Origin of the sequence: Gardnerella sp. KA00771 (assembly GCF_049244045.1) — a bacterium.
GTDB classification, from domain to species: Bacteria; Actinomycetota; Actinomycetes; order Actinomycetales; family Bifidobacteriaceae; genus Bifidobacterium; species Bifidobacterium swidsinskii.
The window spans coordinates 678,381-704,391 of the sequence record NZ_CP058368.1 but is presented as its reverse complement, the minus strand read 5'-3'; the positions used below and the strand labels follow the sequence as shown (position 1 = coordinate 704,391).

The 26,011-nt window shown below is 39.7% G+C and carries 18 protein-coding genes, 1 tRNA gene and 1 riboswitch; of the genes, 4 read left to right on the top strand and 15 right to left on the bottom strand.

The features are described from left to right. Nucleotides 1-68 precede the first annotated feature (68 nt). The 11 genes from pheT to eno all read right to left on the bottom strand — a co-directional run bounded on the left by pheT (nt 69) and on the right by eno (nt 13,061). A complete protein-coding gene (pheT, locus tag HXT57_RS03030; protein ID WP_004111426.1) occupies nt 69-2,690 on the bottom strand; it encodes a phenylalanine--tRNA ligase subunit beta in 2,622 nt (873 codons plus the stop codon). A 5-nt stretch (nt 2,691-2,695) separates the two neighbouring features. Continuing rightward, nucleotides 2,696-3,763, bottom strand: a complete 1,068-nt coding sequence (gene pheS / locus HXT57_RS03025; RefSeq protein ID WP_033888768.1) for a phenylalanine--tRNA ligase subunit alpha — start codon at nt 3,761-3,763, stop codon at nt 2,696-2,698. Between the two features lie 70 nt (nt 3,764-3,833). Continuing rightward, complete coding sequence (locus HXT57_RS03020; protein WP_012914098.1) at nt 3,834-4,742, bottom strand: TrmH family RNA methyltransferase; 909 nt, start codon at nt 4,740-4,742, stop codon at nt 3,834-3,836. A 112-nt stretch (nt 4,743-4,854) separates the two neighbouring features. Then, the gene (locus tag HXT57_RS03015; protein WP_421783743.1) at nt 4,855-5,829 is read right to left on the bottom strand and encodes a cation diffusion facilitator family transporter; all 975 of its coding nucleotides are present in this window, start codon (nt 5,827-5,829) and stop codon (nt 4,855-4,857) included. Between the two features lie 291 nt (nt 5,830-6,120). Continuing rightward, a tRNA-Leu gene (locus HXT57_RS03010) sits at nt 6,121-6,204 on the bottom strand. 42 nt (nt 6,205-6,246) lie between these two features. Further along, a complete protein-coding gene (locus HXT57_RS03005) occupies nt 6,247-7,923 on the bottom strand; it encodes a DUF501 domain-containing protein (RefSeq protein WP_049762351.1) in 1,677 nt (558 codons plus the stop codon). 111 nt (nt 7,924-8,034) lie between these two features. Beyond that, a complete protein-coding gene (locus HXT57_RS03000) occupies nt 8,035-8,508 on the bottom strand; it encodes an FtsB family cell division protein (protein WP_012914095.1) in 474 nt (157 codons plus the stop codon). Between the two features lie 190 nt (nt 8,509-8,698). Next, nucleotides 8,699-9,838 (bottom strand): dihydropteroate synthase, encoded by a 1,140-nt coding sequence (folP, locus tag HXT57_RS02995; protein ID WP_012914094.1) that lies wholly within the window; start codon nt 9,836-9,838, stop codon nt 8,699-8,701. A 56-nt stretch (nt 9,839-9,894) separates the two neighbouring features. Further along, a complete protein-coding gene (gene folK / locus HXT57_RS02990) occupies nt 9,895-10,395 on the bottom strand; it encodes a 2-amino-4-hydroxy-6-hydroxymethyldihydropteridine diphosphokinase (RefSeq protein WP_004119382.1) in 501 nt (166 codons plus the stop codon). A gap of 261 nt (nt 10,396-10,656) precedes the next feature. After that, a complete protein-coding gene (locus HXT57_RS02985; RefSeq protein ID WP_012914093.1) occupies nt 10,657-11,571 on the bottom strand; it encodes an L-lactate dehydrogenase in 915 nt (304 codons plus the stop codon). A 194-nt stretch (nt 11,572-11,765) separates the two neighbouring features. Further along, complete coding sequence (eno, locus tag HXT57_RS02980; protein WP_004111411.1) at nt 11,766-13,061, bottom strand: phosphopyruvate hydratase; 1,296 nt, start codon at nt 13,059-13,061, stop codon at nt 11,766-11,768. A gap of 210 nt (nt 13,062-13,271) precedes the next feature. Further along, a riboswitch (TPP riboswitch) is annotated at nt 13,272-13,396 on the top strand. On the opposite strand from eno, the gene HXT57_RS02975 reads away from it, so the two are divergent. The 3 genes from HXT57_RS02975 (at nt 13,386) to HXT57_RS02965 (ending at nt 16,267) form a co-directional block, all read left to right on the top strand. Further along, nucleotides 13,386-14,201 (top strand): ABC transporter permease, encoded by an 816-nt coding sequence (locus HXT57_RS02975; RefSeq protein WP_004111408.1) that lies wholly within the window; start codon nt 13,386-13,388, stop codon nt 14,199-14,201. Its footprint overlaps the riboswitch before it by 11 nt. Nucleotides 14,202-14,380: 179 nt before the next feature. Further along, nucleotides 14,381-15,379 (top strand): ABC transporter substrate-binding protein, encoded by a 999-nt coding sequence (locus HXT57_RS02970; protein WP_076002796.1) that lies wholly within the window; start codon nt 14,381-14,383, stop codon nt 15,377-15,379. 150 nt (nt 15,380-15,529) lie between these two features. Further along, nucleotides 15,530-16,267, top strand: coding sequence for an ABC transporter ATP-binding protein (locus tag HXT57_RS02965; protein ID WP_076002795.1), 738 nt, complete (start codon nt 15,530-15,532; stop codon nt 16,265-16,267). A gap of 37 nt (nt 16,268-16,304) precedes the next feature. On the opposite strand, the gene mfd is transcribed toward HXT57_RS02965, so the two are convergent. The 3 genes from mfd to HXT57_RS02950 all read right to left on the bottom strand — a co-directional run bounded on the left by mfd (nt 16,305) and on the right by HXT57_RS02950 (nt 21,694). Further along, entirely contained in the window at nt 16,305-19,913 is a 3,609-nt protein-coding gene (gene mfd / locus HXT57_RS02960) for a transcription-repair coupling factor (protein ID WP_076002794.1), read from the bottom strand. Then, nucleotides 19,903-20,502 (bottom strand): aminoacyl-tRNA hydrolase, encoded by a 600-nt coding sequence (gene pth / locus HXT57_RS02955; RefSeq protein WP_004111397.1) that lies wholly within the window; start codon nt 20,500-20,502, stop codon nt 19,903-19,905. The genes mfd and pth overlap by 11 nt, the downstream gene beginning before the upstream one ends. 139 nt (nt 20,503-20,641) lie before the next feature. Beyond that, complete coding sequence (locus HXT57_RS02950; RefSeq protein WP_004111395.1) at nt 20,642-21,694, bottom strand: ABC transporter substrate-binding protein; 1,053 nt, start codon at nt 21,692-21,694, stop codon at nt 20,642-20,644. Between the two features lie 311 nt (nt 21,695-22,005). Between HXT57_RS02950 and HXT57_RS02945 the strand changes: the two genes are divergently transcribed. Further along, nucleotides 22,006-22,797, top strand: coding sequence for an ABC transporter permease (locus HXT57_RS02945; protein WP_076002793.1), 792 nt, complete (start codon nt 22,006-22,008; stop codon nt 22,795-22,797). A gap of 100 nt (nt 22,798-22,897) precedes the next feature. Here the strand turns inward: HXT57_RS02945 and HXT57_RS02940 are convergent, their stop codons facing one another. Further along, entirely contained in the window at nt 22,898-25,948 is a 3,051-nt protein-coding gene (locus HXT57_RS02940; protein WP_421783707.1) for a UPF0182 family protein, read from the bottom strand. Nucleotides 25,949-26,011: the final 63 nt, after the last annotated feature.

Sequence of the window (26,011 nt, the reverse complement as noted above, 5' to 3'; positions counted from 1 at the left end):
ATAAATGCGATTATGCATACTACTATTAGAACGTATGCACAATCGCATTAACTAAAATATATTATATTTTACACTCGCAAAGTTGCGTGCAAGACTTCAGCAGCATCCGTAATCTTCTTACGAACTTCTTCCATCTCTTCGCCAGAAAGTGTTCTATCATTTGCTCGGAACGTTACGGAATAAGCAAGAGAACGCAAACCTTCTCCAAGCTGCTCACCCTCATACACATCGAACAACTCAACAGATTCAAGCAAATCTCCAGCAGACTTTTCAATAGCAGACTGCAATTCATTCGCTTTCAACTCAATTGGTGCAGTGAAAGCGAAATCTTGCTTTACAGGAGGGAAAGTCGAAATTGGTTTAGCTTGAACAGGCTTCATAATCATATTCTTAAACAATTCAGTTAAATCAAGCTCGAATGCTGCAGAATGCTTAGGTAAATCTAGCGCTTCACAAACATGTGGATGCAATTCGCCAACAACACCGAGATTGACGCTTGAACCATCTTCAGCAAGAACACAAACTTGAGCACTACGACCAGGATGCCAAGAAGATGGAGCATCTTGAGCTTTAAACTGTTCGAGAATGAACTTAACACCAATTCTCTTACCAACTCGCTGGAGTGCTTCAACAGCATCGCTCCAATCAACATCTCTATGAGTACCAAGCCAACCAGTTTCTTCAGCATGACCAGTTAGCAAAGCAGCAACATGCAAAGGTTGTTCCGGTAATCCAGCATCCAACGCAGCAAGCTCAGCATTAGAAGGTCTAACAGAACCAGGTAATGCAGGAATTGCAGGAGCATTTGGATCACTAAAGTACACATGACCAAGCTCATACATGGAAATATCTGTTAAACCACGATGAAGATTGCGTCGAACAGTACCAGCCAAAGTCATCAAAACAGAACGACGAAGCCAAGGCCTGTCTCCAGCTAAAGGATTAGCAATACGAACACTTACTTCAGCAACTTCATCCACATTTTGACGGAAAGCTTTAATATCTTCCTCACCAACAAATGGATAGCTTAAAGATTCAACAAAACCAGTTTCCGCTAACTCATAAGCAATAGCTCGTCTAGTTTGCTGTTGCGCAGTTAAGCCAGTTCGACCAGTAACAGGAACAGCAGGAACCTTAACAGGAATCTCATCATATCCAACAAGTCGAGCAATTTCCTCTACTAAATCGCAAGGCTCATTCAAATCAGGACGCCAAGTTGGAGGAAGAACGGAGAAGGATCCATTGCCACCACCAGCAACAGAGCAACCAATATCGGTAAGAATATCGCTAATGCGATTCAAATCAACATCCAAACCGGCAACTCGCTGCACTTCATTAGCTTTAAACACAATCACATTTCGCGACTGAGTATTATTGACATCACACGGCGATGTAGATGGCTTAGCTCCACCAAACTGTTCCAAAAGATTTGCAGCCATTTGTGCAGCTGCTGGCTGCAATTGGGTATCAACGCCACGCTCAAAACGACGAGAAGCCTCAGAAGGAATCTTATGTCGACGAGCAGTACGAGCAATTGAAACGGGATCAAAGTGAGCTGCCTCAATCAAAATATTTTTCGTTTCACTCGTAACTTCGCCATACATGCCGCCCATAACACCTGCCAAGCCAAGCACGCGTGAACCATGGTTTCCACGAGGAGAATCGCAAATAACTAAATCCTCAACATGCAATTCATGATCTTTGCCATCCAAAGTCGTAAGATGTTCGCCCTCATGTGCACGACGAACTACAATTGGACCTTCAATTTTGTCTAAATCATAAGCATGAAGAGGTTGACCCAAATCAAGCATGACATAATTAGTGATATCAACAGCAAGAGAGATACTGCGCATACCTGCACGCGTTAAACGACGCTGCATCCAACGTGGGCTTGCACAAGTGGAGTCAAAACCGTGTACAGCACGCGCATAATATCGATCACAACCAGGTACACCATGAATTGGATTAGTATCTTCAATACTCACGTCAATATCTGAAGTCTTGTGACCTTCATCATTAATTTGCGATACCTGCTCATTCAACTTTGAAACAGGATCCGTATAAACAGCACCAGTTGAATGATGATATTCACGAGCAACACCACGATAAGAGAAAGCATATCCACGATCAGGCGTTATGTTAATCTCCAAAATCGGCTTATTAAGATGCAACAACTCCATTACATCGTCGCCAGGCTTCAACTCATCATATTCAGCCTTAGAGAAGCCATATTCACGCAACAAAATAATGCCATTGTGGCTATCTCCCAAACCAAGCTCACGCTCTGAAGCACACATACCGTCAGAAATATGACCGTAAGTCTTACGCGGCTCAATCTTAAAATCTCCAGGCAGAACAGCACCAGGAAGAGTTACAACAACCTTTTCACCAGCAGCCATATTAGGAGCACCGCAAACAATGCCACGAGGAACTTTCTTGCCGTTCTCGTCAACATCGTTGTATTTATCTCCAACATCAACATGGCACCAATTAATAGTTTTGCCATTTTTCTGCGGTTCAGGAGTTGCATCAACTACGTAACCGACAACAATTGGACCGGTAACTTGAGAAGTATGAATTTCTTCTTCCTCTAAACCAACACGAACTAAATCTTTAGCAAGCTGTTCGTAAGTTAAACCTTCTGGCACTTCAACATGATCTTTGAGCCAGTCAATATCTACCATTGGCATGAGTTTTACTCCCCCATTACAAACTGTTCACTGAAGCGCTTATCGCCTTCAACCAAATCATGCATATCGTTAATATCGTGACGAAGAAGCAGAGTCCTCTCCAAGCCGACACCAAAAGCAAAACCGGTATACACTTGTGGATCTAAACCTGCAGACTTCAACACATTAGGGTTAACCATTCCGCAACCGCCCCATTCAATCCAGCCTGGACCGCCCTTTTTATCTGGGAACCAAAGATCCAGCTCAGCACTAGGCTCAGTAAATGGGAAGTAGCTTGGTCGCAAGCGGCTCTTTGCATCTGGACCAAACATCGCAACAGCTAAACGATCGAGAACACCCTTTAAATCAGCCATTGTTAAATGCTTATCTACAGCCAAAGCTTCACATTGATGGAAAACTGGAGTATGCGTTGCATCCAGTTCATCAGTGCGGAACACTCTACCAGGAGAAGCAATATACAGAGGAACTCCACGCTCAATTAACGCACGTACTTGATCAGAAGAAGTTTGCGTGCGCAAAACCATGTTTGAACCAACAAAGCCTGCAGCATCCTTAGCTTGATTACCCTGAACGTAGAAAGTATCTTGCATTTGACGCGCAGGATGATCCGGACCAAAGTTCAATGCATCAAAATCAAACCATTCAGTTTCAACTTCTGGACCTGCAGAAATCTGCCAACCCATAGACACAAAGAAGTCTTCAAAATCCTCAATAATACGAGCAATAGGATGACGAGCACCTAAAGGCTTACGATTAATTGGAAGAGTCATATCTACAGTTTCTGCAGAAAGCATGTTAGCCTCTTCAACAGCTTTAATTCGCTCTGTAGCTTCTGCAAAAGCTCGACCAAAATCAGCTCGCAAAGTTGACATCACCTTGCCAACTTCCTTCTTTTGATCCGCAGGCAAAGAACCAATTGCTTTACTTGCAACAGTCATCACTGACTGCGCGCCAGCATACTTAGTTTTAACAGCCTTCAGCTCTTCCATAGTTTGAGCAGCTGTAACGCTAGCAATACCTTCTTTTACTGCTTTACTTACAGCTTTAATATCGAATGGCTTATTATCGGTCACAGCACCTTTCCTATCTGTGTTATACGTATATTCATTGTTTATATACGATATTGCAAAATATTGCCCAAAGCTATATTTTTCGCTCATGACTCGACATAGCCAAGCCCATAAGCATTACTGCTGCACTTGTTGCAAGGTTCATTGATTCCGCTTTTCCATATATTGGAATTATTGAAATATCGTCAACCTGCTGCAATACTTCTTTAGGTAAGCCTCTAGCTTCATTACCAAATAAAATAGCCAAAGAACTGCTAATAACCTCGGAATTGACTAAAATTTTTGGAAATGGCACAGGTTTAATCTTGTCAGTTCCGTAAATATCAGCTGCAATAATTCGAATATTTGATTTTGCAGCGCATTCGAACCAGTCTTGAACGCTTAATTGCACTACAGGAAGATGAAATAGTGAACCTGCAGTCGAACGCACAAGCTTAGAATTCCAACGACTTACGCAATCATCAACAAAAACAACAGCATCGCATCCAGCAACATCTGCAACGCGAATAATAGCACCAGCATTGCCAGGATCTCTTACCTGCCAGCAAGCTGCAATACGAAGAGGCTTAAAATCGTTTTTTGATTTTACTTGTGCTGATTGTTGCAAATTTTTAAACTCACTAAAATAGATATCATCTAAAGATTTCGAATTAGCAACCGCAACAATTCCCTGTGAATCAGCACTAATTTTTTGCATAATACTCGGTTCAACAGGATGAACATAACAAGATCGAGATAAAGCTTCTTTAACTATTTCCCGCAAAGAAGAAAATTGGGAACTTTTCTTTTCATTACCTTCACAAGCATCTTTAGTAACATAAATATCACATAACGAATCTGTGGCATAACGTACAGCTTCGCGCACACTTTGCGGACCTTCAACTAAAAAACGCTGCAAATCATGCGACTTTGCGCGACCTAAAGAAACGAGTCTGCGCACGCGCTCACTGTGAGTATTATCAATTAGTTCTTTTAACGGCATAAATATAACTTTACTTCAAAAACGATTACGACACAGGAAATACACATTCACAGATTTATGCAAACCTGCCACATTCATTGCAACAAAACTTATAAGCAAAACCTTATAAACTCTATTCATGATGCTCTGAAGCACTGGAAGTTGTATAACCCTTAGGCTCAAGCTGGAAAGTAGTGTGAGAGACAGAAACAGGAAAATGCTCGCGCAAGCAGTCCTGAAGCTGGGAAAGCACCTGAGAGCATTGAGACATTGTCATATTAGGATCCACAACAACATGTGCCATAAAAATCGGCATACCAGTAGAGACAGTACTAGCGTGCAAATCATGAACTGCAAGAACATGAGGAACATGCTCTAGATGTTCACGAACTTTGTTTAAATCAAGACCTTCAGGAGTCTGCTCAAGAAGAACCTTAACAGCATTCTTAAGAAGCTTTAACGCACGAGGAATCATAAGAAGCGCAATAATACCGCCAGCTAAAGCATCAAAACCTGCCCAACCTGTACTCATCGTTACAATAGCTGAGACTACAACTGCAACAGATCCAAGAGCATCGTTCATAACCTCAAGAAAAGCAGCACGCATATTCATATTGTCTTGCGATTGCGACATAAGAATTACAAGAGAACCTAAATTCGCAGCTAAACCAAGGATACCAAAGAATAGCAGCTGATTTACATCGTGAATGCCTTGATGGCCACTACCAAAAAGACGCATTCCAGCTTCAACAAGAGCATACACTCCTACAAGCAGTAAAATAAGAGCTCCCGCAGCAGCTGTAATAACCTCAAGACGCGCCCAACCCCACGTGCGCTTACTATTTGGACGACGACGCATAAGAATTGCAGTAACTGTTGAAGCTGCAAGAACCGAAATGTCTGTAAGCATATGACCTGCGTCTATAAGAAGCGACAAGGAATTGGTTATGAAAGAACCAATTACCTCAGCAAAGAACACAGTTGCAGTAAGAGAAAGCGTAAGAAGCAAACGATGCTGATGTGCATGACTTGCGTGAATTGCTTCTGCTTGGGAAGCTGCGTTGGCGTTATTGTAATTAGTATCGGAAGAGTTGACATTTGCATTCACACTGCTTGAGCGTGAACCAGTGCCGTTAGTTTGAATTACATCGTTATGATTATGCACTTTCCAACCTCCTAAAATATTAAAATATTTGGGCGATATCGTTTCTCAATATCATTCGCATTTTGCCTTATACGCAATGAACCCCAGCCTAAGCCGGGGTTCACTATTATCAATTACTTTGTCTATAACTATGTAATCACAAGCTGTCAACATGCACGCATTATGGGTTATAGGTAAAACCAACAGAAAAGCAAAAGGCGCCACACAGCTAAAAACTGTGCAGCGCTTTGTTTGTGCCTCCGGTGGGACTCGGACCCACAAGCCCGTAAGGGCGTCAGATTTTAAGTCTGATGCGTATGCCAATTCCGCCACAGAGGCAGCAATCACTTATTATGCCATATATCTAAGCAAAGAACAAGCTCAGCGTGTGGCGAGTAACTTTCTTCCCAAATCAAGCGTAATTCCGTCAAGCAAACCATGCTCACTTGCAACAAACGTATCCAAAACCCCACCGTGATCCTCATACGCAGCTTTTGCTAATCTCTCCAACACACGGCTCCAAATCACTGCTCCACCGCCGACAACATCCACACGCCCTGGGTGAATCGTCGCATACGTGCGCCTGCAGTCCCTAGGCATACGCAAAAAGCGATTATTAACAGCATAAGCCTGCTCTAATCCAATATGCACACCATCGACAGCAGTATGATCATAATGCTGCAATCCCATAGTCAAAGCAGCCATAGTTGTCACAGTTCCAGAAACGCCAATAATAGTACGAGCTCGCCCTGCAGGGACAACTTTGAAAGCATCATCAATATGCTTGTCAATATCTTCAATCGCAGCTTGAATTTCCTCTTCCGTAGGAGGATCAGTATGCAAATGCCTTTCAGTCATTCTAACAGAACCAACATTCATGGAGTATGCTGCAGAAACCTTGTGCGCCGGCAAGCAGTCCCCATCCCCTCCAAGCACTAACTCAGTAGAACCTCCACCTAAATCAACTACGAGATACGGTGGCTGCAACTCATCGCGAGACACAACGCTTGTTGCACCAAGGAAGCTAAGAGCTGCTTCTTCAGTACCACTAATAACTTCAGGACGAACACCAAGCTCATCAATCATCATTTGTTCAAAAATCTCACGATTTTCAGCATCTCGTGTAGCTGAAGTTGCCACAAAACGAATCGCATCAACTGGATGTTCTTTCAAAACTTGCGCAAATTCGTGCGCAGCATCCCTCACTCGCTCCAAAGCGTCATCTGCGAAACGATGAGTTTCGTCAATTCCCTGACCTAGTCTAACAACGCGAAGCATACGAGGTACAATATCTTTCATTCCATGCTCAGAAACTTGCGCAATTTTTAGTCGAATAGAATTCGTACCACAGTCAATTGCGGCAACCTGTACTGTTTTTTCTGCACAAGTAGTCGTGTCGCTTTTCACAGCTTCGCCCTCTGCAGTTTTATCTTTTGCAATCGTTTCGTCTTCCACAACAACTTCCGTTTCAGTAGCATATGCATCATCGCTCCACGGAGTAGTACAACGGCACACGTTAGGATCAAACTCATCTTTAATGCGCTCTAGCACCATGTCACCAATCGGATTTACACCTTTGCCCATTACCAATGTTTGCGCGAGCAAAGCATGCAAGCATTTAACACGAACTGGCATTCCACCAGCGCTCATCTGACTAATATGCTCTTCACTATCCCCCAAAGACACAGCTAATTCATGACGGAATTCCAAATAATACTTATGCGCACGCTCATATTGTTTCTTCAGATCTTCGTCCGATTGTAATAGCTCGTTATATTCTCGCATAATACCGTCTGCTTCTACGCGAGACACCGCTTTTACAGCTTCAGGACTGGTAAGGTAGCATGTAGTTGGGAATGGTGTGCCATCTTCTAAGCATGGTCTAGTAATAACAGCAAGAGGTCTACCACAAACGCAACGCGCACCAACAGCTACCATTCCTCTAGGGAATCTTCCAAGTTGCTTTTCAACAATTGTACGCTCAGCATCACTTGCAGGTGTAGTAAATAAACGTTTCACAGCTTCTTCTGGAATATATTTCTTATTACTGTTCTGCATTTTATCTGAACTTTCTTGGCTGTTAGCCATGCGTTTCTACTCCTGTTAAAGCTGTTTTACAAATAAATAATCTTTTACTTTATCAGTTTATATATTTTATCAGTTTATATGTTATAAGGATGGCACAGTATCTGGTTTGTCTGCTTTATGTATTGCATACATTAAGTCACTATACCAAGGCAAGACTGAATGAGTCTTAGTTTCGCTATTTTCTTGAGCAAATTCATTCGGAACTTTTCCAGTTACTGCTTCAGGATGCTCTACGCGAACAGCCTGCTCACCGGGAAAAATAAAGCCGAGACGATCTCTAGCTTGAGCGGTAACGTATGCTTTGTCTTTCCATCGGTCAATATTATTATCCAACGTACGTTTTTGTTCACGTAAATCACTTTCTTCACGCTGAAGTGCATGAAGCTCAGATAAGCTTAACGCATAATTTCTAACTGTTGAAATGCACTCAATTGAACCAACAGTAACTACAAAAACCATAAATAAAAACACAAGTGGTCCTGAAAGTAGTCGACGCTGTTGCAATGGTGCTACATCTTCACCTAATGCTGTTTTACGACGCTTTTTCATAACCATACTCTCTAAATTACTTGATGTATTCGACGTGAAAACATCATACATTCCGCTAGTATCTTACGCGCTTTTAGATGCAAAATGCTGTTGTGCCACATTTACAGTCACGCTACATTTACAGTAACTCACATTTATTCGTTATTAAAATTAAAAAAACTGACGAACAAAACTGCAAAAAAATATTCAAATTTTTCTACTTAAACCAGTAATTTCTATTAATAACATCGATCATTTCAACTAATTGCTTTGTTTCTGCAATATCATGAGCACGTATTACACGTCCACCAGCCATAAACATCGCTGTTTCTGCAACTAAAGTGACAGGCAAACGATCTTCTTTATCTAAATTAAAAAGCTTCTTACCAAAGCCTTTTCTAGAAATCGCAACCAGTATTGGTCGACCAAAACGATGCAATTGATTAATATTGCGCATCATTGCATAATCTTGTTCACCATCAGCAACCTTTGCATAGCCAATTCCTTGATCAAGAATAATCCTATTTAAGTCAACTCCTCCATCAACAAGCATTTTTAAATTATCGCTAAAGAATTGACACATAACCTTTGTTAAATTGTCATATTCTGTATCTCTATTGCTATGCATTGTTACTAATCCAACGTTAGAATCTGCCATAAGCTTTACTTTTTCTGGAGAATCAAACGCACGAACATCATTTATAATATCTACGCCAGCTTCAATTGCAGCTTCCATTACAGGTAACTTGTAAGTGTCTACTGCTACAGCAATTTGAGGATAATTTTTGTGAATATACTTAATAGCAGGTATAACGCGACTTATTTCCTCTTCTGGAGTAATTTCTAAATAACCGCCAGGTTTTGTAGTTTGACCGCCTACTTCTATAACATCAGCACCAGCTTCAACTATTTCTTTAATATGGCTATTTATCTCGTCTTCACTTTGGTACTTGCCGCCGTCATAGAATGAGTCAGGAGTAATATTCAAAATCGCGTAAACTATCGGCTTGTCAAGTGTATCAAAGCAGAATCGCCCTGCATTCCACACAATTGCTTTTTGCTTTAATATCGAGCGCAAACTTGCAAGTAATTCTTGATCTTCGTACCATGCTTTTTCGCATTCTTGCATAAAAGGTTTAAGAGCAATAAGCGGCAAAATGAAGTCAATAGAAGACTCGGAAACTTTGATAGCTGTATCAAAATGATCGAGAAAATCAGCTACTTTGCTTAAATCGTTTTCGCTAATATTTTCCCACGTGCATAAAATTTTTTGATTTACACAAAGATCCTGCAGCAACGCTATATCTGCAATACTTTTAGAAGACGCATTCTCCAAATTGCTTTCAATAATTCGCATTTGTATTCTTTCTTTCTAAAACCTCATATTTAAAAAAACTAAATTTATATTCCAAACTAATTAAAAACTTCGCTACTTTCAATAATATTAATCCAATTAGTGTCGCTAGTTTTATTAAGCTTATCTTGTATAAGTTCATGATAATTTGCATCGTCTGCGCTTATTTCAAGCAAAGGAACTAATACAAATCTGCGATTATCTCTTTCTTTGTGCGGAATCGTAAGATTTTCACTTTTTATAGTTTGACCACCAAAATCAATAATATCCAAATCGATTGTTCGAGGACCCCAACGAACTATGCGCTTTCTGTGAAGACGCTGTTCAATATCATGAATAAAATCAAGCAATTCAAAAGCTGTTAAATCAGTGTCCAAACGTAAAGCAATGTTATAAAAACTGTCTTGCACTACGTCACCAACTGGTTCAGTTTCATACACTGAAGAAACGATAATATTGCTTATATGTGAATTTTGCTTCAATAGCGAAACAGCTTGACGCAAATTAAGTAATCTATCACCTATATTGCTTCCAACACTTATGTATGCACTGGAAATCATATTTCCACCCCCAAAAAAATAATTCAATTTATAGTTAAAAGTATATATCATGAACAGTTAGGACTAGCCAACTTTATAAATTCAAATAATAAATAAGCTAATATCAAAAAATTTTTATAACAAAAATGTCGCTGTAAATTCAACACTCTTTAGGAGCAATTAAACCTACAACGACATTTTCCAATACGCTTTTATCTAAAATCTGTAAAATATTTTAGATTCAAAAGTAGTATTTTTTAGTTATTTTATTTTTTGACTTATCTATTCTGCTTGAGCTTTACTCAAAATTGTATCTGCAGAATGCTGCAACTTTTGCAACTCTTCTTCAGTCAAGTCAAGTTGGCATTGCTTAACAATTCCTTCTCTACCAACAATTGCTGGGTAAGAAAGATAAGAATGGTATTCTTCGCGATAGTTAGAAACAGGCATTTGCTCTTTAGAATCTGAAAGAACTGCATCCACTAAACGAACTGCAGCAGCACCAATACCGTAGTTTGTGTACTTCTTTCCGTAGAACACTGTAAATCCGCCTTCGCGAGTTTCCTCATCAATAGCGTCTAAATCCATGTTCTTTTCTTTAATAAGCTCTGTTATAGGCTGCTCAAAGACCTTAACAGTAGACCACGCAACGAATTGCGAATCACCATGCTCTCCTAAGCTATATCCCTTAACAGCCTTTGGATGCACGCCAAAGAACTTGCCTACTGCACGATGCAAGCGCGCAGAATCAAGCAAAGTGCCAGTTCCAATAATCTTTTCGTAAGGAAGACCAGTAGCTTCCTTGTAAAGCTGGCAAATAGCGTCGCAAGGATTTGTTATGTCGATTAAAACACCGTGGAATCCCGAAGCCTTAATCTTTGCACCAACTTCTGCAACTTCCTTACGATTATACTTAAGCTCTGCAAAACGATCTGGATGAGGAACGTCTAAAAGCTTTATATGACCCAAGGCGCTTACGATTACCTCTACGTCTTTTAATGCTTCATAATCATTAACCGTAATATTAACGTTAAAAGGCACATTATCCATTGAATCTTCAAAATCCAATGCGTCGGCATTCACCTTTGCCTCATTAGTATCATAAAGATACAAATCATCAGCGTGACCGCCAACAACAAGTTGATGCGCTACTGCTGCACCAACGTTTCCCATGCCTATAACTGCTACTTTTCTCATATGAAACATCTCCTTCCGTTTTTAGTTTTCCATAAAAAATAGCACTATTTTGATGAGAATAAAAGTAATGTTAGAAAAATTTATATATTTTTTCAAAAAATCGCTAAAATATACGAAAAACGGTCAGCCGTAAACACGACTGACCGTTAAAACTCAAAGACTCAAGAAGCCACTAAGTTACTTAAAACTAAAAGTTACTTCATATACTTCTTGCAAGCCTTGAATGCGCTGTAACCAGCATACTGAGCGGTAGAACCAAGCTCTTCTTCAATCTCAAGCAAGCGGTTGTACTTAGCAATACGCTCGCCACGAGCAGGAGCACCAGTCTTGATTTGGCCAGTGTTCTTAGCAACAGCAAGATCAGAAATGGTGGTATCTGGAGTCTCGCCAGAACGATGGGAAACCATAGAAGTGAAGCCGTTCTTAGTTGCAAGCTCAATAGCGTCGAGGGTTTCGGTGACGGAACCAATCTGGTTCAACTTCACGAGCAAGGAGTTAGCTGCACCAAGCTCAATACCCTTAGCCAAACGCTTTGGATTGGTGACAAGCAAGTCATCGCCAACGAACTGCAAACGATCACCAAGACGCTTGGTGATTTCTGCCCAATCATCCCATCCTTCTTCCTGGAATGGATCTTCAATGGAAACGATTGGATACTCGTTGATGAGCTTCTCGTAGTAATCAAGCATGTAAGCAGATTCGCGCTCTTCGCCATCAAAACGATACTTACCAGTTTCCTTGTTGTAGAACTCAGAAGAAGCAACGTCAAGAGAAATACCAATCTGCTTGCCTGGCTCGTAGCCAGCGGCTGCGATTGCATCCATGATGTACTTCAAGGAATCCTCATTGGACTTCATCTTTGGAGCGAAGCCACCTTCGTCGCCAAGACCAGTAGCCAAGCCTTCCTTCTTCAAAACATTCTTCAAGGTGTGATAAACCTCAACACCAGCGCGCAAAGCATCGCTGTAGGTTGCGAAACCGTAAGGAGAAATCATGTACTCCTGAATATCGGTTGCGAAATCAGCGTGAGCACCACCGTTCATGATGTTCATGTTTGGAACTGGAAGAATGTGACCATTGGTGCCGCCAATGTAGCGGTACAACGGAAGCTGAGCAGACTCAGCAGCAGCGTAGAGAGCAGCGAGAGAAACGCCGAGAATTGCGTTAGCACCAAGCTTGCCCTTGTTTGGCGTGCCATCAAGCTCAATCATTGTTTCATCAAGAGCGCGCTGATCGGTGGCATCCATGCCAATAACCTTAGGTGCGATTACCTCGTTGACAGCCTTAACAGCTTCCAACGTGCCCTTGCCTTGATAACGGGACTTGTCGCCATCGCGACGTTCCCAAGCTTCAGCCTCACCAGTAGAAGCACCAGAAGGCACTAAACCAATACCCTGAGCGCCATCTTCGGTCTCCAAATAAACCTGAACAGTAGGATTTCCACGAGAATCCAAAATTTCGCGTGCATATACGCTTTCAATAGCTGCCACAACTACTCCTTTATACCTATGGGTTGTGATGACTCTTTTAAGATTAGTGCATTTTATGGACGTTATATTGAGTACCAGCGTATTTATGCCGTGAACGTTCACAATATTTTGATTTAACTCGAGTCATATGAGCCAATTGTATATTTTTAAGTAATATCGTTTATAAATATCGATTTAAAATATACTTGTCCATACCCTTAAGTGATAATGACCTCAGACACGGGGTGCGCAACTACATCGTGCCAAACAACAATACATATAGTGTTGCGCTGAGAATACACTCGTTGAACCTGATATAGCTAAAACTATCGAAGGGATTGTCGCATGACTTACAGTTCGCCTAATAAAGCGAAGAACATATTGAAGATTGCATTTAAAGCGGTATCTTCATGTAAAGTGTGGATTTCAACTATCCTCATTTTGGTTTTGTGGTTTTTCACAACTCTTTCTCCAACCGAAGACCGTTCTTTGCCATCCCCATATGAAGTAATACAAGCTTTTATTGATTTAAACAACGAAGGCATATTATTAAAATCCTTAGGAATAAGTATTTTACGAGTTCTTTTAGGACTTTTGTTAGGAATTATTTTTGCTGTTCCAGCAGGAATACTTGCAGGAGGCAGTAAGCTTGGCAATATTGTAGTTGATAAACCAAGCCACATGTTGAGGTCAATCCCATTCCCGGCTTTAGCTCCAATATTAATAATTTTCCTCGGAATAGATGAAACGATGAAAATAGCACTTATAGCTGTCGGTGTTTTTGGACCTATGTACGTTAATATTCGCGACGGAGTTCGTAATATTGATTCAAAACTTCTTGAATTAGCGCAGGTTTATCACGTTAAAAAATCTACTATTTTTATATCTATTTTGCTTCGCGGCACACTTCCAAGTTTTATGACAGGTTTGCGATTTGCAATATCTGTAGCATGGGTTGCATTAGTGACTTGCGAAACAGTTAATTCTTCTATTGGAATTGGATACATTCTTTCAAGAGCACAAGAATTCTTTAGACCAGATCAAATGATGGCATGCGTTATTATGTACGCAATTGCAGGTCTTGGATCTGAGCTTACTGCAAACATATTAGAGTATCTTCTTATACCTGAACGCAGATTAAATAAAAAATCACGCCAATAATCTAGTAATATCAACATTTTTCTAAAGTTAACTACTTTTTAAAATGCATTAAATTGCTTTTTAAGAATTAGTCAATATTTAGATTCAACAACCAAATAACAACAACCAAACAAACAACAGATAAACAAAACAACAAACAAAACAACAAACAAAACAACAAACAAAAGGAGCTGTATATCATGGCCAATTTAAAAATGCGATTTTCTAAAAAGAGCATTATTGCATTAATCTGCGCTGCTTGTGCAACTGTATCTCTTGCAGCTTGCGGAAGCTCACAAAAATCATCAAACGCTTCTTCAAAAGAAGATGCTGGAACTATGAGAGTTGCTTATCTTTCTACAGCAAATTATCTAACTACTTTGAAAAATGAGAAATTCCTTCAAGAAGAATTTGGAAAATCTAAAGTAACTTACACTGGTCCTTACACTCCAGTTGACGGTCTTACTGCCGTGATGAGCGGAAATGCAGATGCTACAACTACTGGAACTGGACGCTTCATTGATTTGATTGCTGAAGGACAGCCATGGGTAGCTTTTGCGCTCGAATATTACAATGGTGATTCTCAAGGAATCGTTGCATCCGCAAAAAGCGGAGTGAAAACACTAAAAGACTTATATGGTAAGAAAGTTGCTATTATTCACAACGGTGACACTGGCGATTACATGCTTCACCGCGCATTTGATAAAAGCGGTTTAGACGTTTCTAAAGTTAACAAAGTTGAGATGAACCCTAAGAACTTCCAGGCAGCATTTACTTCTGGACAGATTGACGCAATTTCCTCATTCGATCAGAATCTTGCTGCAGCAATGACAACTCCAGGCGCAAAATTGCTTGTAAATGCTAAAAAGTACGGCAATATGAACGTTACTATTCACATTGTTTCTAAGAGCTTTGCCAAAAAGCATCCAGATCTTGTTAAGAAGATGTACAAGGCTCTTGTTCGCGAAGCAGAAAAGTCTCATAAAGAAAACAATGTTATTGGAAACGCTTACAAGCAGCTCGGAGCAAGCGAAACTATTATTAAGCAAATTGAAAAGTTTGACAATCCAACTATTCGTCCAATCGATGAAAAAGGTTTGAAAATGATGGAAACTCAGGCTAAAGAATACGTGAAATATGGTTTAATTAAGCAAGCTCCAAAGAATTTGAAAGATTCTGTAATGGATTGCACAAAGTAAATTAATTCATTTATCCATAAAACACATATTCATAAAAAACAAAATAAAATATCAAAATAAAATAATATATAACTGATTAATCAAAATTAAAACAAAGTTATATAACAAGATTATATAAACATGATTTAAAGCAACGCAGTAGGAGTAAATATGAACACTCAAATAGAAGAAAACTATGAGACTAAAGATAACTCTTACTGCGTTACTCTAGAACATATTGGCGTGACTTTTAAAAATAACGCTAAAATATTACGAGATATAAATCTAAATATTAAAAAAGGCGAATTCGTATCTCTAATAGGACGCTCAGGATGCGGAAAAACCACTCTTCTTAAAGTTATTTCAGGATTAATCAAACCTGATTCTGGAACAATAAACGTCACACAACATCAAGCAATAGGTTTCCAAGATGCAAGATTAATACCATGGCTAACAGTAAGTAAGAACGTAGTTTTCGGCATGCAAGGAAACAAATCAGAACTAAAATCTATTGCAGAAAAAGCTCTTAACGATATGCAACTTAATAATTATGGTTCGAAATGGCCATCAGAACTTTCAGGTGGTCAAGCCCAACGAGTCTCATTAGCTAGAGCTTTAGTTCATAATCCTGAATTACTACTTTTAGACGAGCCTTTCGGAGCATTAGACGCTTTAACTCGTTTAGACATGCAAGATTTGCTTGATAATCTAAGGCAAAAACATGGCTGGACCACGATAATGGTCACGCACGATATTTCCGAAGCAGTAAGACTTTCTGACAGAATTCTTATGATTAAAAACGGAATCATCGAGAAAAACTGGAATATTGATCGAAGCCAACTTGATGCACAAAAGCGTCCAAATAATCACGTTGAAATAGAAGACGAACTACGCATGGCATTGCAATAAATATTTTTAACACTTATATTGCAACAGATATTACAAATCACCACGCTGAGTCTTCAAGTAATTGCTTAGACCACTTAAGAATATCTGATTCACTCATTGAACTAGCACCGAGTGAAGATTCAAAAGGAGCTGGAACAATAAGCATATGAGTAAGAGGACGATACTGCAATCCTCTATAAATACGCTTCAAACGCATCATCACAGACTCTTTTGGATCGACGCCAACAACTCGCACTGATTTTCCTTGAGAGCTGATTTGCGTAATACCAATCTCGCGTGCTTTAAAACGCAAACGAGCAACATCACACAAAGACTCAAACTCTTCAGGCGGATTACCAAAGCGATCAAGAAGCTCATCGTGAAGTTCTTGCAAATCACTATTATCCTTAGCAGCAGCAAGCTTCCTGTACACCTCCAAACGAAGCTTGTCAGAAGCAATATAATCAACTGGAAGAGAAGCCTCAACAGGAAGATCAATAGTTACACAAACAGGCTCAACTCTTTCAGGTTCCTTATATTTTTCAACAGCTTCAGAAACCATACGAACATACAAATCAAATCCGACACCCTCAATGTGTCCACTTTGCTCATCTCCAAGCAAATTTCCAGTTCCGCGCAATTCCAAATCTTTCATCGCAACATCAAAACCAGAACCAAGCGCAGTATGCTGAGCAATTGTTGAGAGCCTATCGTGAGATTGTTGTGTCATAGGCTTAGACGGATCATACAAAAAGTAAGCGTAAGCACGCTCATGACCTCTACCTACTCGACCACGAAGCTGATGCAACTGGCTCAAACCGAATCTATCTGCGTGATCGACAATAAGTGTATTTGCATTAGAAATATCAAGACCTGTTTCAATAATCGTTGTACAAACAAGCACATCAATATCTCTATGCCAAAAATCACGAATAACAGCATCGAGCTGCTTCTCGCCCATTTTTCCATGAGCAATAGCAACACGAACATCTGGCACAAGCTCCTGAATCTTACTTGCAACAGAACTAATATCTTCAACGCGATTATGGACGTAAAAAACCTGACCGCCACGCAACAATTCACGTTTAATGCACGCAGCAACTTGAGAATTATCATACGCACCAACGTATGTAAGCACTGGAAGCCTATCTTCTGGAGGAGTTGCAAGAGTAGACATTTCACGAATACCAGTTACAGCCATTTCAAGAGTTCTAGGAATTGGCGTTGCCGAAAGACTTAATACGTCAACGTTTGTGCGCAAAGCTTTAAGCGTTTCCTTATGTTCCACACCAAAACGCTGCTCTTCGTCAATAATAACCAAACCTAAATCTTTGAACTTTATACTAGGATTCAAAAGCTTATGCGTTCCAATAACAACGTCAATGCTTCCATCTTGCAATCCAGCTAAAGTTTCTTCAATCTCTTTAGAAGTTTGGAATCTACTCATTGCAGCAACTTTTACAGGGAATCCTTCAAAACGATTTGTAAAAGTCTCGTAATGCTGTTGAACAAGCAAGGTCGTTGGAACTAAAACAACAACTTGCTTAGAATCTTGCACAGCTTTGAAAGCTGCACGTAACGCAATTTCAGTTTTACCAAAACCAACATCTCCACAAATTAAGCGATCCATTGGGATTGGGTTTTCCATATCTGCTTTTACTTCATCAATAGTTGTAAGCTGATCAGCAGTTTCTTGATAAGGAAATGCGTCTTCCAACTCTTTTTGCCAAGGAGTATCTTTACTAAATGCAAATCCGCGAGATTGCTGCCTTGCTGAATAAAGTTTAATAAGATTTTCAGCAATTTCATGAACATGCTTTTTAGCTTTTGCTTTAGTTTGAGCCCAGTCAGAACCTCCGAGCTTGTTAAGCTTTGGTATTTCTGCACCTATATATTTACTCACTAAATCAAGCTGATCAGTTGGAATAAAAAGCTTATCGTTAGGAGCGTTACGTTTGCTAGGAGCATATTCAATGACTAAATATTCGCGAGTTGCACTACCACCCGAAACAGCAATATTACGTTGCTTCATGCCGACAAAACGTCCAATACCATGCTGCTCGTGCACAACGAAATCACCAGGCTTTAGTTCCATTAGGTCGATTGCTTTGCGCCTGCGTTTTGGAGTTTTTAGTTGAGCTGATGCAGAAGATTTACCTGTCAGATCACGCTCTGTAAGAATCGCAATACGCGCAGCATTGTCAATGAAGCCATCCGAAATACTTGAGCGCACTGTAGTAAATTCATGTACACCAGTCGCATATATAGCGCGTCTCAAGCGTGCAAGAGTACCAGAAGCCGCTGCAGTAATAGTTACAGCAAAACCATTGTCGACAAGAGAAGTGATACCACCAGAAACTTTCGATTCATCTCCTCGAAACTCTTGTGGCGCCGATGCTGGCAAAGCAATATTTCCATAAATTTGATTGTCAACACCAAAAGATGTTAATTTCCATACATCATGATTAGACAATTCTAACGATGAAATCGTTTCATCAAAATCCAAGAAATTAGCTTGATCGAATGTTATTGGAGCTCCAGAACCGTGTCCAGAAGCAGCAACATGCCAACTAGCTGCTAAGAATTCGTTAGCTGTAGCAGTTACGTCATCTGCAGCTCTACGGCATTTTTCGGGATCAGATAGAATAATAACAGATTCCTTCGGAAGCATATTTTGCACTGATTCCATGCGATCCACTAGTGCAGGCAACAAGGACTCCATACCTTCTACAGGTATAGAATTTGCGATTGATTCAAGCATATCGTCAGCATTTGGAATTGCGCCAATAAGAGAACGCGCGCGCTTGCAAATTTTTTCTGTAATCTGAAGCTCACGGCAAGGCGTAGCCCAAATGCTTGAAATATTATTGCCATAAGTACGCTGATCAGAAGCATGAAATTGCTTTATAGTATCAATTTCATCACCAAAAAATTCAATTCTCACAGGATGTGTCATCGTTGGCGCAAAAACGTCAATAATTCCACCACGAACAGCAAACTCTCCACGTTCCATCACCAAATCAACACGAGTATATGCGTTTTCTACCAAACGTTTCACAGCATATTCAAGAGTTAATTCTTTTCCGCACTCAAATAACAGAGGATCTATATCACCAATGCCTTCAACTACAGGCTGAATAAGCGATCGCACAGGCATAACCAACACGCGAATCGGACCAAAAAGTGATGTGTTATTTTCAGGATGACAAAGCCTACGAAACACTGCAATCCTGCTAGCAACAGTATCTGCCCTAGGCGAAAGCCTTTCATGAGGTAACGTTTCCCACGCTTCTAATTTAGCAACGTCTTGAGCATCACCATCGTACCAATCACGCACAGACGCAATAAAATCTTCAGCATCTCTACTCGATGGAACAATAACAACAACTGGCTTTTTCTTAGCTAATGCAGCAACAATAGCAGAACGAATTCCAATAGGAGAAGAAATTGTTAAATCTTCACTTATTGAATCTAAATCTTTACGATTTTTATTTGCACTTTCGCAACAATAATCAGATATCGCATCAAGATCATATTCAGATAAAGCTTTAAAAAGTGAATCCTTAGTTGATAAATCATTAAGAATATCTCTCAAGCTTATTACTGAAATATCATCAGTATTATCATTCTTGTTGTTTCTGGTATTAGACCTGCTATCAGCGGCCATTAAACTTCTCCTGCGTTGCTGCTAATCCATGGAAAATAATACTTTCTGCAGCATCAGCACCATCTGCTAAAAAGTTTGGAAGATCGGATTTTTGAGCTGCAGCAAAACCTCCAAGAACCCAATTGACGGTATTATCGTGCGCGTGAGCACCACGCTGCGCATGACCAACACCCATTCTCACTCGAGAATATTGAGGAGTACCAAGAGAGCGATCGATAGAACGAATACCGTTATGTCCTCCAGCAGAGCCTCCTGCTTTTACTTTAATGCGCCCAAAATCTAAATCCATATCATCGTGAATTATCACAATATGATCCGGTTCTATTTGATAATAGGAGCTTATAGAAGATACTGCAGCACCAGAATCGTTCATAAAAGTCAACGGTTTAGCAAGGAAAAACTTTGCTACGCGACCATCAAGATTCATAACACCTTTGCCAAGTTTAGCTAAACCTTTGTGATCCGAAAGAGATACTGACCAACGTTGTGCCAAAACGTCTGCAACCATAAAACCCATGTTGTGTCTAGTACCCTCATATTTTGTACCAGGATTTCCCAAGCCAGCAATAAGCCAAAAATCCGATGCCATGGCAGACCACTCCCCATTCAAATATTTAGCAAAACAACAAAACGGGCGCATCGATTGTAGCTGAACGTAAAATTACAACTACTCGATACGCCCTTATATACTTCAGCCTATTCTATCAAGACTCAAGTCATTATGTTATTTATTTCAAAAATTCGTCAGTAGACAATTCTTTTGCTTGCGGAGTTTTATGAGTTACTTTGCCTTTAGAATCAGTGTAAGCACCTTCCTTACTTAAGAAGTTAAAGTAAGCTTGAGCGCCTTTAACATCAGTGGTTCCGAACACAAATTTTCCGCTCTTAATATCCGCGCGATTGCCCCAATATTGACCGTCAACAATCATCTTCATGCTACGCTGAACAAACTTTATGTCGAGATTAGCATCTTTTGCTTCTTTCACAAGAATTTCAGAAGCCTCATCAGGATGTTCATAAGCATACTCATATCCGCGCTTTGCAGCTTTAACAAATGCTCGAACAAGCTTAGGGTCTTTAGCTACAGTACGCTTATTTGCGATTATTCCAATAGTATCTGGCTGACCTGGTACACCGTAGTCGCCCTCCATGAAGCAGCGAAGCTTTGGTCCAAACATTTCAGACTGTACACCTTCCCAAGTGCCGTAAAAACCACCAAAATCAGCTTTGCCAGATTCAAGAGTTCTAAAAGTTGAAGTTCCAACAGTCACTTTGTCGAACTTACCTTGACCACCATCGTGTTGAATCATCCTACGAATTACAGCATCACCTTCAGCTGAACCAAAAGTTGCAAAAGTACGACCATCAAAATCTTTTGGAGAATGAATTTTATTGTTCGAAGCAAGTGAACACCAAATAGCACTTGGCTTTTGCTGAACTTGCATAACTTGCTCAAGATTTGCTCCCTTTGTTGAAAAATCAGCAGCATTTGTCAAAGTACTAAGAGCAAAATCAGCAACACCACTATCAACTGCGTGTTCCGAACCAGTCTGAGCAACAGCAAGTATATTGACATCTAATCCAGCATCTTTAAACCATCCTTTATGCTTAGCAACATAAATACCAATATGATTAGTATCCGGTGCCCAAAATAGCATAAACGACACTTTACGAAGATTTGCATTCTTACTACTACTTGCAGATCCACATGCCGAGAAAGAAAATACGCAGCACGCAGAAAGAACAAACGCAAGAGTACGCTTTACAATACGCATATTCATGAGTTCCCTACTTTGTTTCTTGTACCGTTCTTCTGGGAAAGTGACACGAACTCGGCAGAAAACGGTAACAAAGGACCTAGCCCGCGCCGTTCAATGCCCCTGCGCAGATTCAACCTGCTACAGTTTGCCACACATTGACTCACGAAACATTTAGATTATGCATGATTAAATAGACAAATAAAAAAAATCTCGTACACTATTAAACTCACAGAAGTTGTGCGTTTCTAATAGAATGTACATGCTATTTGTAGTTTTAAATAATTCGATTGGGGCAGCAATCGAAGTCGTTTAAAGAAAGGAATCGAGTTTTCATGACGCAATCGCGTTTTAAACGTATGCTAATTAAATACCTGCCAACTGTATTTTCTGTAATAGTTTTACTTGTTTTTTGGCAGTATGCATGCGACTATTATAAAATTTCGGAAAATTTGATTCCAACACCATCTTCAATTGCTCAATCAACAGCTGACTCTTTGCCAACTCTATTACCTGCAGCATTAATTACAACACAAGAAACAGTTATCGGTTTTTCTATTGCAATAGTAGTTGGAATTCTTTTAGGTGTTATTTTCCATGTTTGTAAGCTTGTTAAATCTGCTTTATTCCCGCTTTTATGCGCAGCGCAAACTATGCCATTAATTTCTATTGCGCCAATTTTTTTGATTTGGTTTGGTTTTGAAATATCTGGAAAAATTGTAATAGTAATGGTTTTCAGCATGTTCCCTATTGCTGTGCAAACTATACGAGGTCTTGACGCTGTTCCAAGTTTTTATACAGATGTTGCTTTAACTTGTGGAGCAAGTAGAACTTGGACTTTGTGGCATGTTAAATTAAGGGTTGCAGCTCGCCAAATTTTTGGTGGCATACGCATTAGTGCAGCTTATGTTTTTGGAACTGCTTCAACTGCAGAATATTTGGGAGCCAAAGATGGGCTAGGAATTTGGCTTCAATTCGCTTATAACTCATTTAGAACACCACTTATTTTTTCTGCAACAATAGTAATAATAATTCTTACTGCGCTTCTTATGTGCATTGTTAATGCTTGTGAAAGAATTCTGCTTGGCTCAGCAGACGAAGATGAGGATCCAGATAACCAATTGTGAAATGAATTAAAATAGCCCATGTGAGCTACAAAAGTAACGAAAATAACGTAACATTCGCTACTTTTGTAACTCACAAACTGATATATTAACGAAAACCTACTTACTTACCTGATTCTTCTTTCATTGCTTCATTAATAGCATCGCTCAACTCTTTTTGTGCCTTTCCGTAAGCTTCCCAGTTTCCGGATCGCATAGCAGAATCAGAATCTTTTAATGCTTGAGCCGCACGTTTAAGTGCTTCTTTAGCTTTTTGGCTCATAGAATGAGATTTTTCTGAATTCGTAGACTCATTTTCCTTAGAAGTACCTTCTTTAGAATCAGCATCCTTAGATTCATTATTTTCAGCAGCATTGTTTGAAGAAGAATTATTAGAAGCATCTCCAGCCAAAGCGCCCGAGTTTCCGCCAAATACTTGATTAAGTGCTTCATCTAACGTATCTGCAAATCCAACTTGATCTCCAAACGCAACTAACACCTTCTTAAGCAAAGGATAGCTAGTAGAACCGCTAGATTGCACATAAACAGGCTCTACATAAACCAGCCCACCGCCAAGAGGCAATGTAATCAAATTGCCGCGCTTAACTTTAGTAGAACCGGATTCAAGCAAATTCAATTCTTTAGAAACATTTGCATTAGCGTTGAAATTATTCTGAGCTTGACCAGGTCCTGGAACATTAGATATCTTAGGTAATTCTTGCAAACGAATCTTACCGTAATTTGGACCAATCTTTCCAGGAGTATCCCCCGCATCTGAATCAACAGACAAGAAACCAGTTAATATTTCGCGAGTACTTTTACCTGCCGGAATATAAGTAGAAACAAGCGAAAATACTGGTTTCTTTGCGTCTCCAGTTTGCAAAGTCAAATAGTATGGAGGTTGCAAAATATCTTCTTTTTGTGCTTTTTGAGATTCAGTTGGATCAACAGGAATCTGCCAGAAGTCTTCTCCAGAGAAGAATTGGCTTGCTGTATCGACGTGATACTTTGCTAATAAGTGACGTTGAACTTTAAACAAGCTTTCTGGGTAACGCAAATGCTTCATCAAATCGCCAGAAATCTTAGAAATGTCATGATAATGACCTGGGAAAATTGAACGCCATGCTTTAATCACAGGGTCTTTCGTATCCCACACATACAAATCAACAGATCCATCATAAGCATCAACTGTAGCTTTCACAGAATTACGAATGTAGTTTGCGCGCTGATTTGTCAACCCTTTAATAGAATGAGAAGTTGTTGTTGTGGAATCTTGAGTTACCTTACCAAAATCAGTCATTTGAGAATAAGGGTAAGAATCAGAAGTAGTATAGCCATCAACAATCCACTTAACGCGACCATCTACTACTGCAGGATAAACTCGACCATCCAAAGTTAAGTAAGGAGCAACCTTAGACACGCGTGTCTTAGGATCACGATCATACAAAATTTGAGATTCAGAAGTCACACGGTCAGAAAAAAGAATCTGATCAGACTCAAATCTAATTGCATGCAAAAGTTTAGAGAAGAAGTTTCCTAAACTTGGACCACCATTGCCTTTGAAAGTAGTTAAAGCACCTTGAGAGCCAGTCGGATAATCAAATTCCCATGGAGATGTCCCTTTTGGAGAACCAACGATAGAATACTCAGGAGCATTTGGTGAGAAGTAAATACGCGGTTCATACTTTTGTGACTTAGTAAGTTTGCCTTGAGCAGGAATACCATACTCCATAAATTGTGGCTGTCCATCTGTTGTTACTTTATTTCCGTAAGCTGCAACAATTCCATAGCCATGCGTATAAACTGTATGATCATTAACCCAGTTTCGATTATCGTTGCCAGCTAAATCAAGCTCGCGCGCAGCAATAACCGTATCTTGACTTACACCGTCAATATCGTATTTATCAACTGAAAGCGTATCTGCGAAAGTGTAATATTGCTTCGATTGCTGCAATTGACGGAACGTTGGAGACGTAACTTGTGGATCTAACAAACGAATTTGCGCAGTTGACTCTGCTTCTTTTGATAATGCACCTGATTTACCTTTAGAAGTAGCGTTATACGATTCTTTCTTTACGTTATTTAGCCCGTAAGCAAACTTTGTTGCATCGATATTACGCTGAATATAAGTAGCTTCCAATTCCTGAGCATTAGGAGCAACTTTAAATCGCTGCACAAGTGCCGGCCAAGCGAAAGATATAACAATTGAGCAAACAATCATAAAAGCTAAAGCAATAATTGGTGTTTTCCATGCCTTAATTGCTGTTTTAAAACGCACTGAAATTGGTGCTTCTACAGATAAAGCATGAGATTTCATAAACCAAAATGCAATAACAGAACCAACTAACACTGTTATCACTGCCATTGCTATGCTTCCAGGAACACCAGCATTCATGTCAGTGTATGAGCCGCCTGTAATTCGAGATCCATCAAGAGTTACTAAAGCGAACATGTCTAAAATCTGTTGAAGTGCCCATGTCAAAATCACAAGCATAAACCATACAGAAATTTGTCTACGTGCTCGTTTTGTAATAATTAATATGCCTTTACCATCGATAGGCATACTAAAACGAATTGCTCCCATAAGAATGTGCGTAATAATAGAGAAAACAAGAGATATTACCAATAAAAGCACAAATGCGCTTATAAATAACCTTAATCCTGGAAGCACAAATACATAGAAGCCATTGTCAATTCCAAATTGCGGATCTTTAATGCCAAAAGGTTGGGCGTTAAACATTAACAAAATTTGCGCCCAATGATTGTAGAATTTAAATCCAAATACTGCGCCTACAATCAATGAAAAAATTCCTGCAACATGCAAAGCAAGCTTTGAACTAATTCCCTGCTTTAAATCAATAACATTGCCTTTAATTCGAATATAAGTTCCATCTGCATTGCTTGGACGCGCTTTTATTGCCAAAGCTGCAGACAAGTATCCAAAAGCAGACATTAATATTGCATAAAGCACCCAAACGCCCACTTTTGCTGCAAGCTGAATCCAAATAACACTTTCAAATCCAAGCTGCGAATACCACATGCAATCAGTTATGAACCTTGCGAGAGCAAATATTGCAGCTACAGCAAACGCGACAATTAACACTACTATCGCAAGAATCCACCTCCACTTTTTTGCAGTATAAGTAAATTTTGCAAAATTCAGATTAACTTTCATAGAACAATTTCTTTCATTCTTAAGCTTATTGTTGTTATCTTTCTCATCATCATTGAGAATATA

Coding starts and splice junctions, on each gene's coding strand:
- HXT57_RS02945 (WP_076002793.1), top strand. CDS start 22,006: ATGACGCAATCGCGTTTTAAACGTATGCTAATTAAATACCTGCCAACT.
- HXT57_RS03005 (WP_049762351.1), bottom strand. CDS start 7,923: ATGCAGAACAGTAATAAGAAATATATTCCAGAAGAAGCTGTGAAACGT.
- HXT57_RS02940 (WP_421783707.1), bottom strand. CDS start 25,948: ATGAAAGTTAATCTGAATTTTGCAAAATTTACTTATACTGCAAAAAAG.
- HXT57_RS02975 (WP_004111408.1), top strand. CDS start 13,386: ATGACTTACAGTTCGCCTAATAAAGCGAAGAACATATTGAAGATTGCA.
- HXT57_RS03020 (WP_012914098.1), bottom strand. CDS start 4,742: ATGCCGTTAAAAGAACTAATTGATAATACTCACAGTGAGCGCGTGCGC.
- HXT57_RS03000 (WP_012914095.1), bottom strand. CDS start 8,508: ATGGTTATGAAAAAGCGTCGTAAAACAGCATTAGGTGAAGATGTAGCA.
- HXT57_RS02965 (WP_076002795.1), top strand. CDS start 15,530: ATGAACACTCAAATAGAAGAAAACTATGAGACTAAAGATAACTCTTAC.
- folK (WP_004119382.1), bottom strand. CDS start 10,395: ATGATTTCCAGTGCATACATAAGTGTTGGAAGCAATATAGGTGATAGA.
- folP (WP_012914094.1), bottom strand. CDS start 9,838: ATGCGAATTATTGAAAGCAATTTGGAGAATGCGTCTTCTAAAAGTATT.
- HXT57_RS02985 (WP_012914093.1), bottom strand. CDS start 11,571: ATGAGAAAAGTAGCAGTTATAGGCATGGGAAACGTTGGTGCAGCAGTA.
- pth (WP_004111397.1), bottom strand. CDS start 20,502: ATGGCATCGGATTTTTGGCTTATTGCTGGCTTGGGAAATCCTGGTACA.
- mfd (WP_076002794.1), bottom strand. CDS start 19,913: ATGGCCGCTGATAGCAGGTCTAATACCAGAAACAACAAGAATGATAAT.
- HXT57_RS02950 (WP_004111395.1), bottom strand. CDS start 21,694: ATGAATATGCGTATTGTAAAGCGTACTCTTGCGTTTGTTCTTTCTGCG.
- HXT57_RS02970 (WP_076002796.1), top strand. CDS start 14,381: ATGGCCAATTTAAAAATGCGATTTTCTAAAAAGAGCATTATTGCATTA.
- pheT (WP_004111426.1), bottom strand. CDS start 2,690: ATGCCAATGGTAGATATTGACTGGCTCAAAGATCATGTTGAAGTGCCA.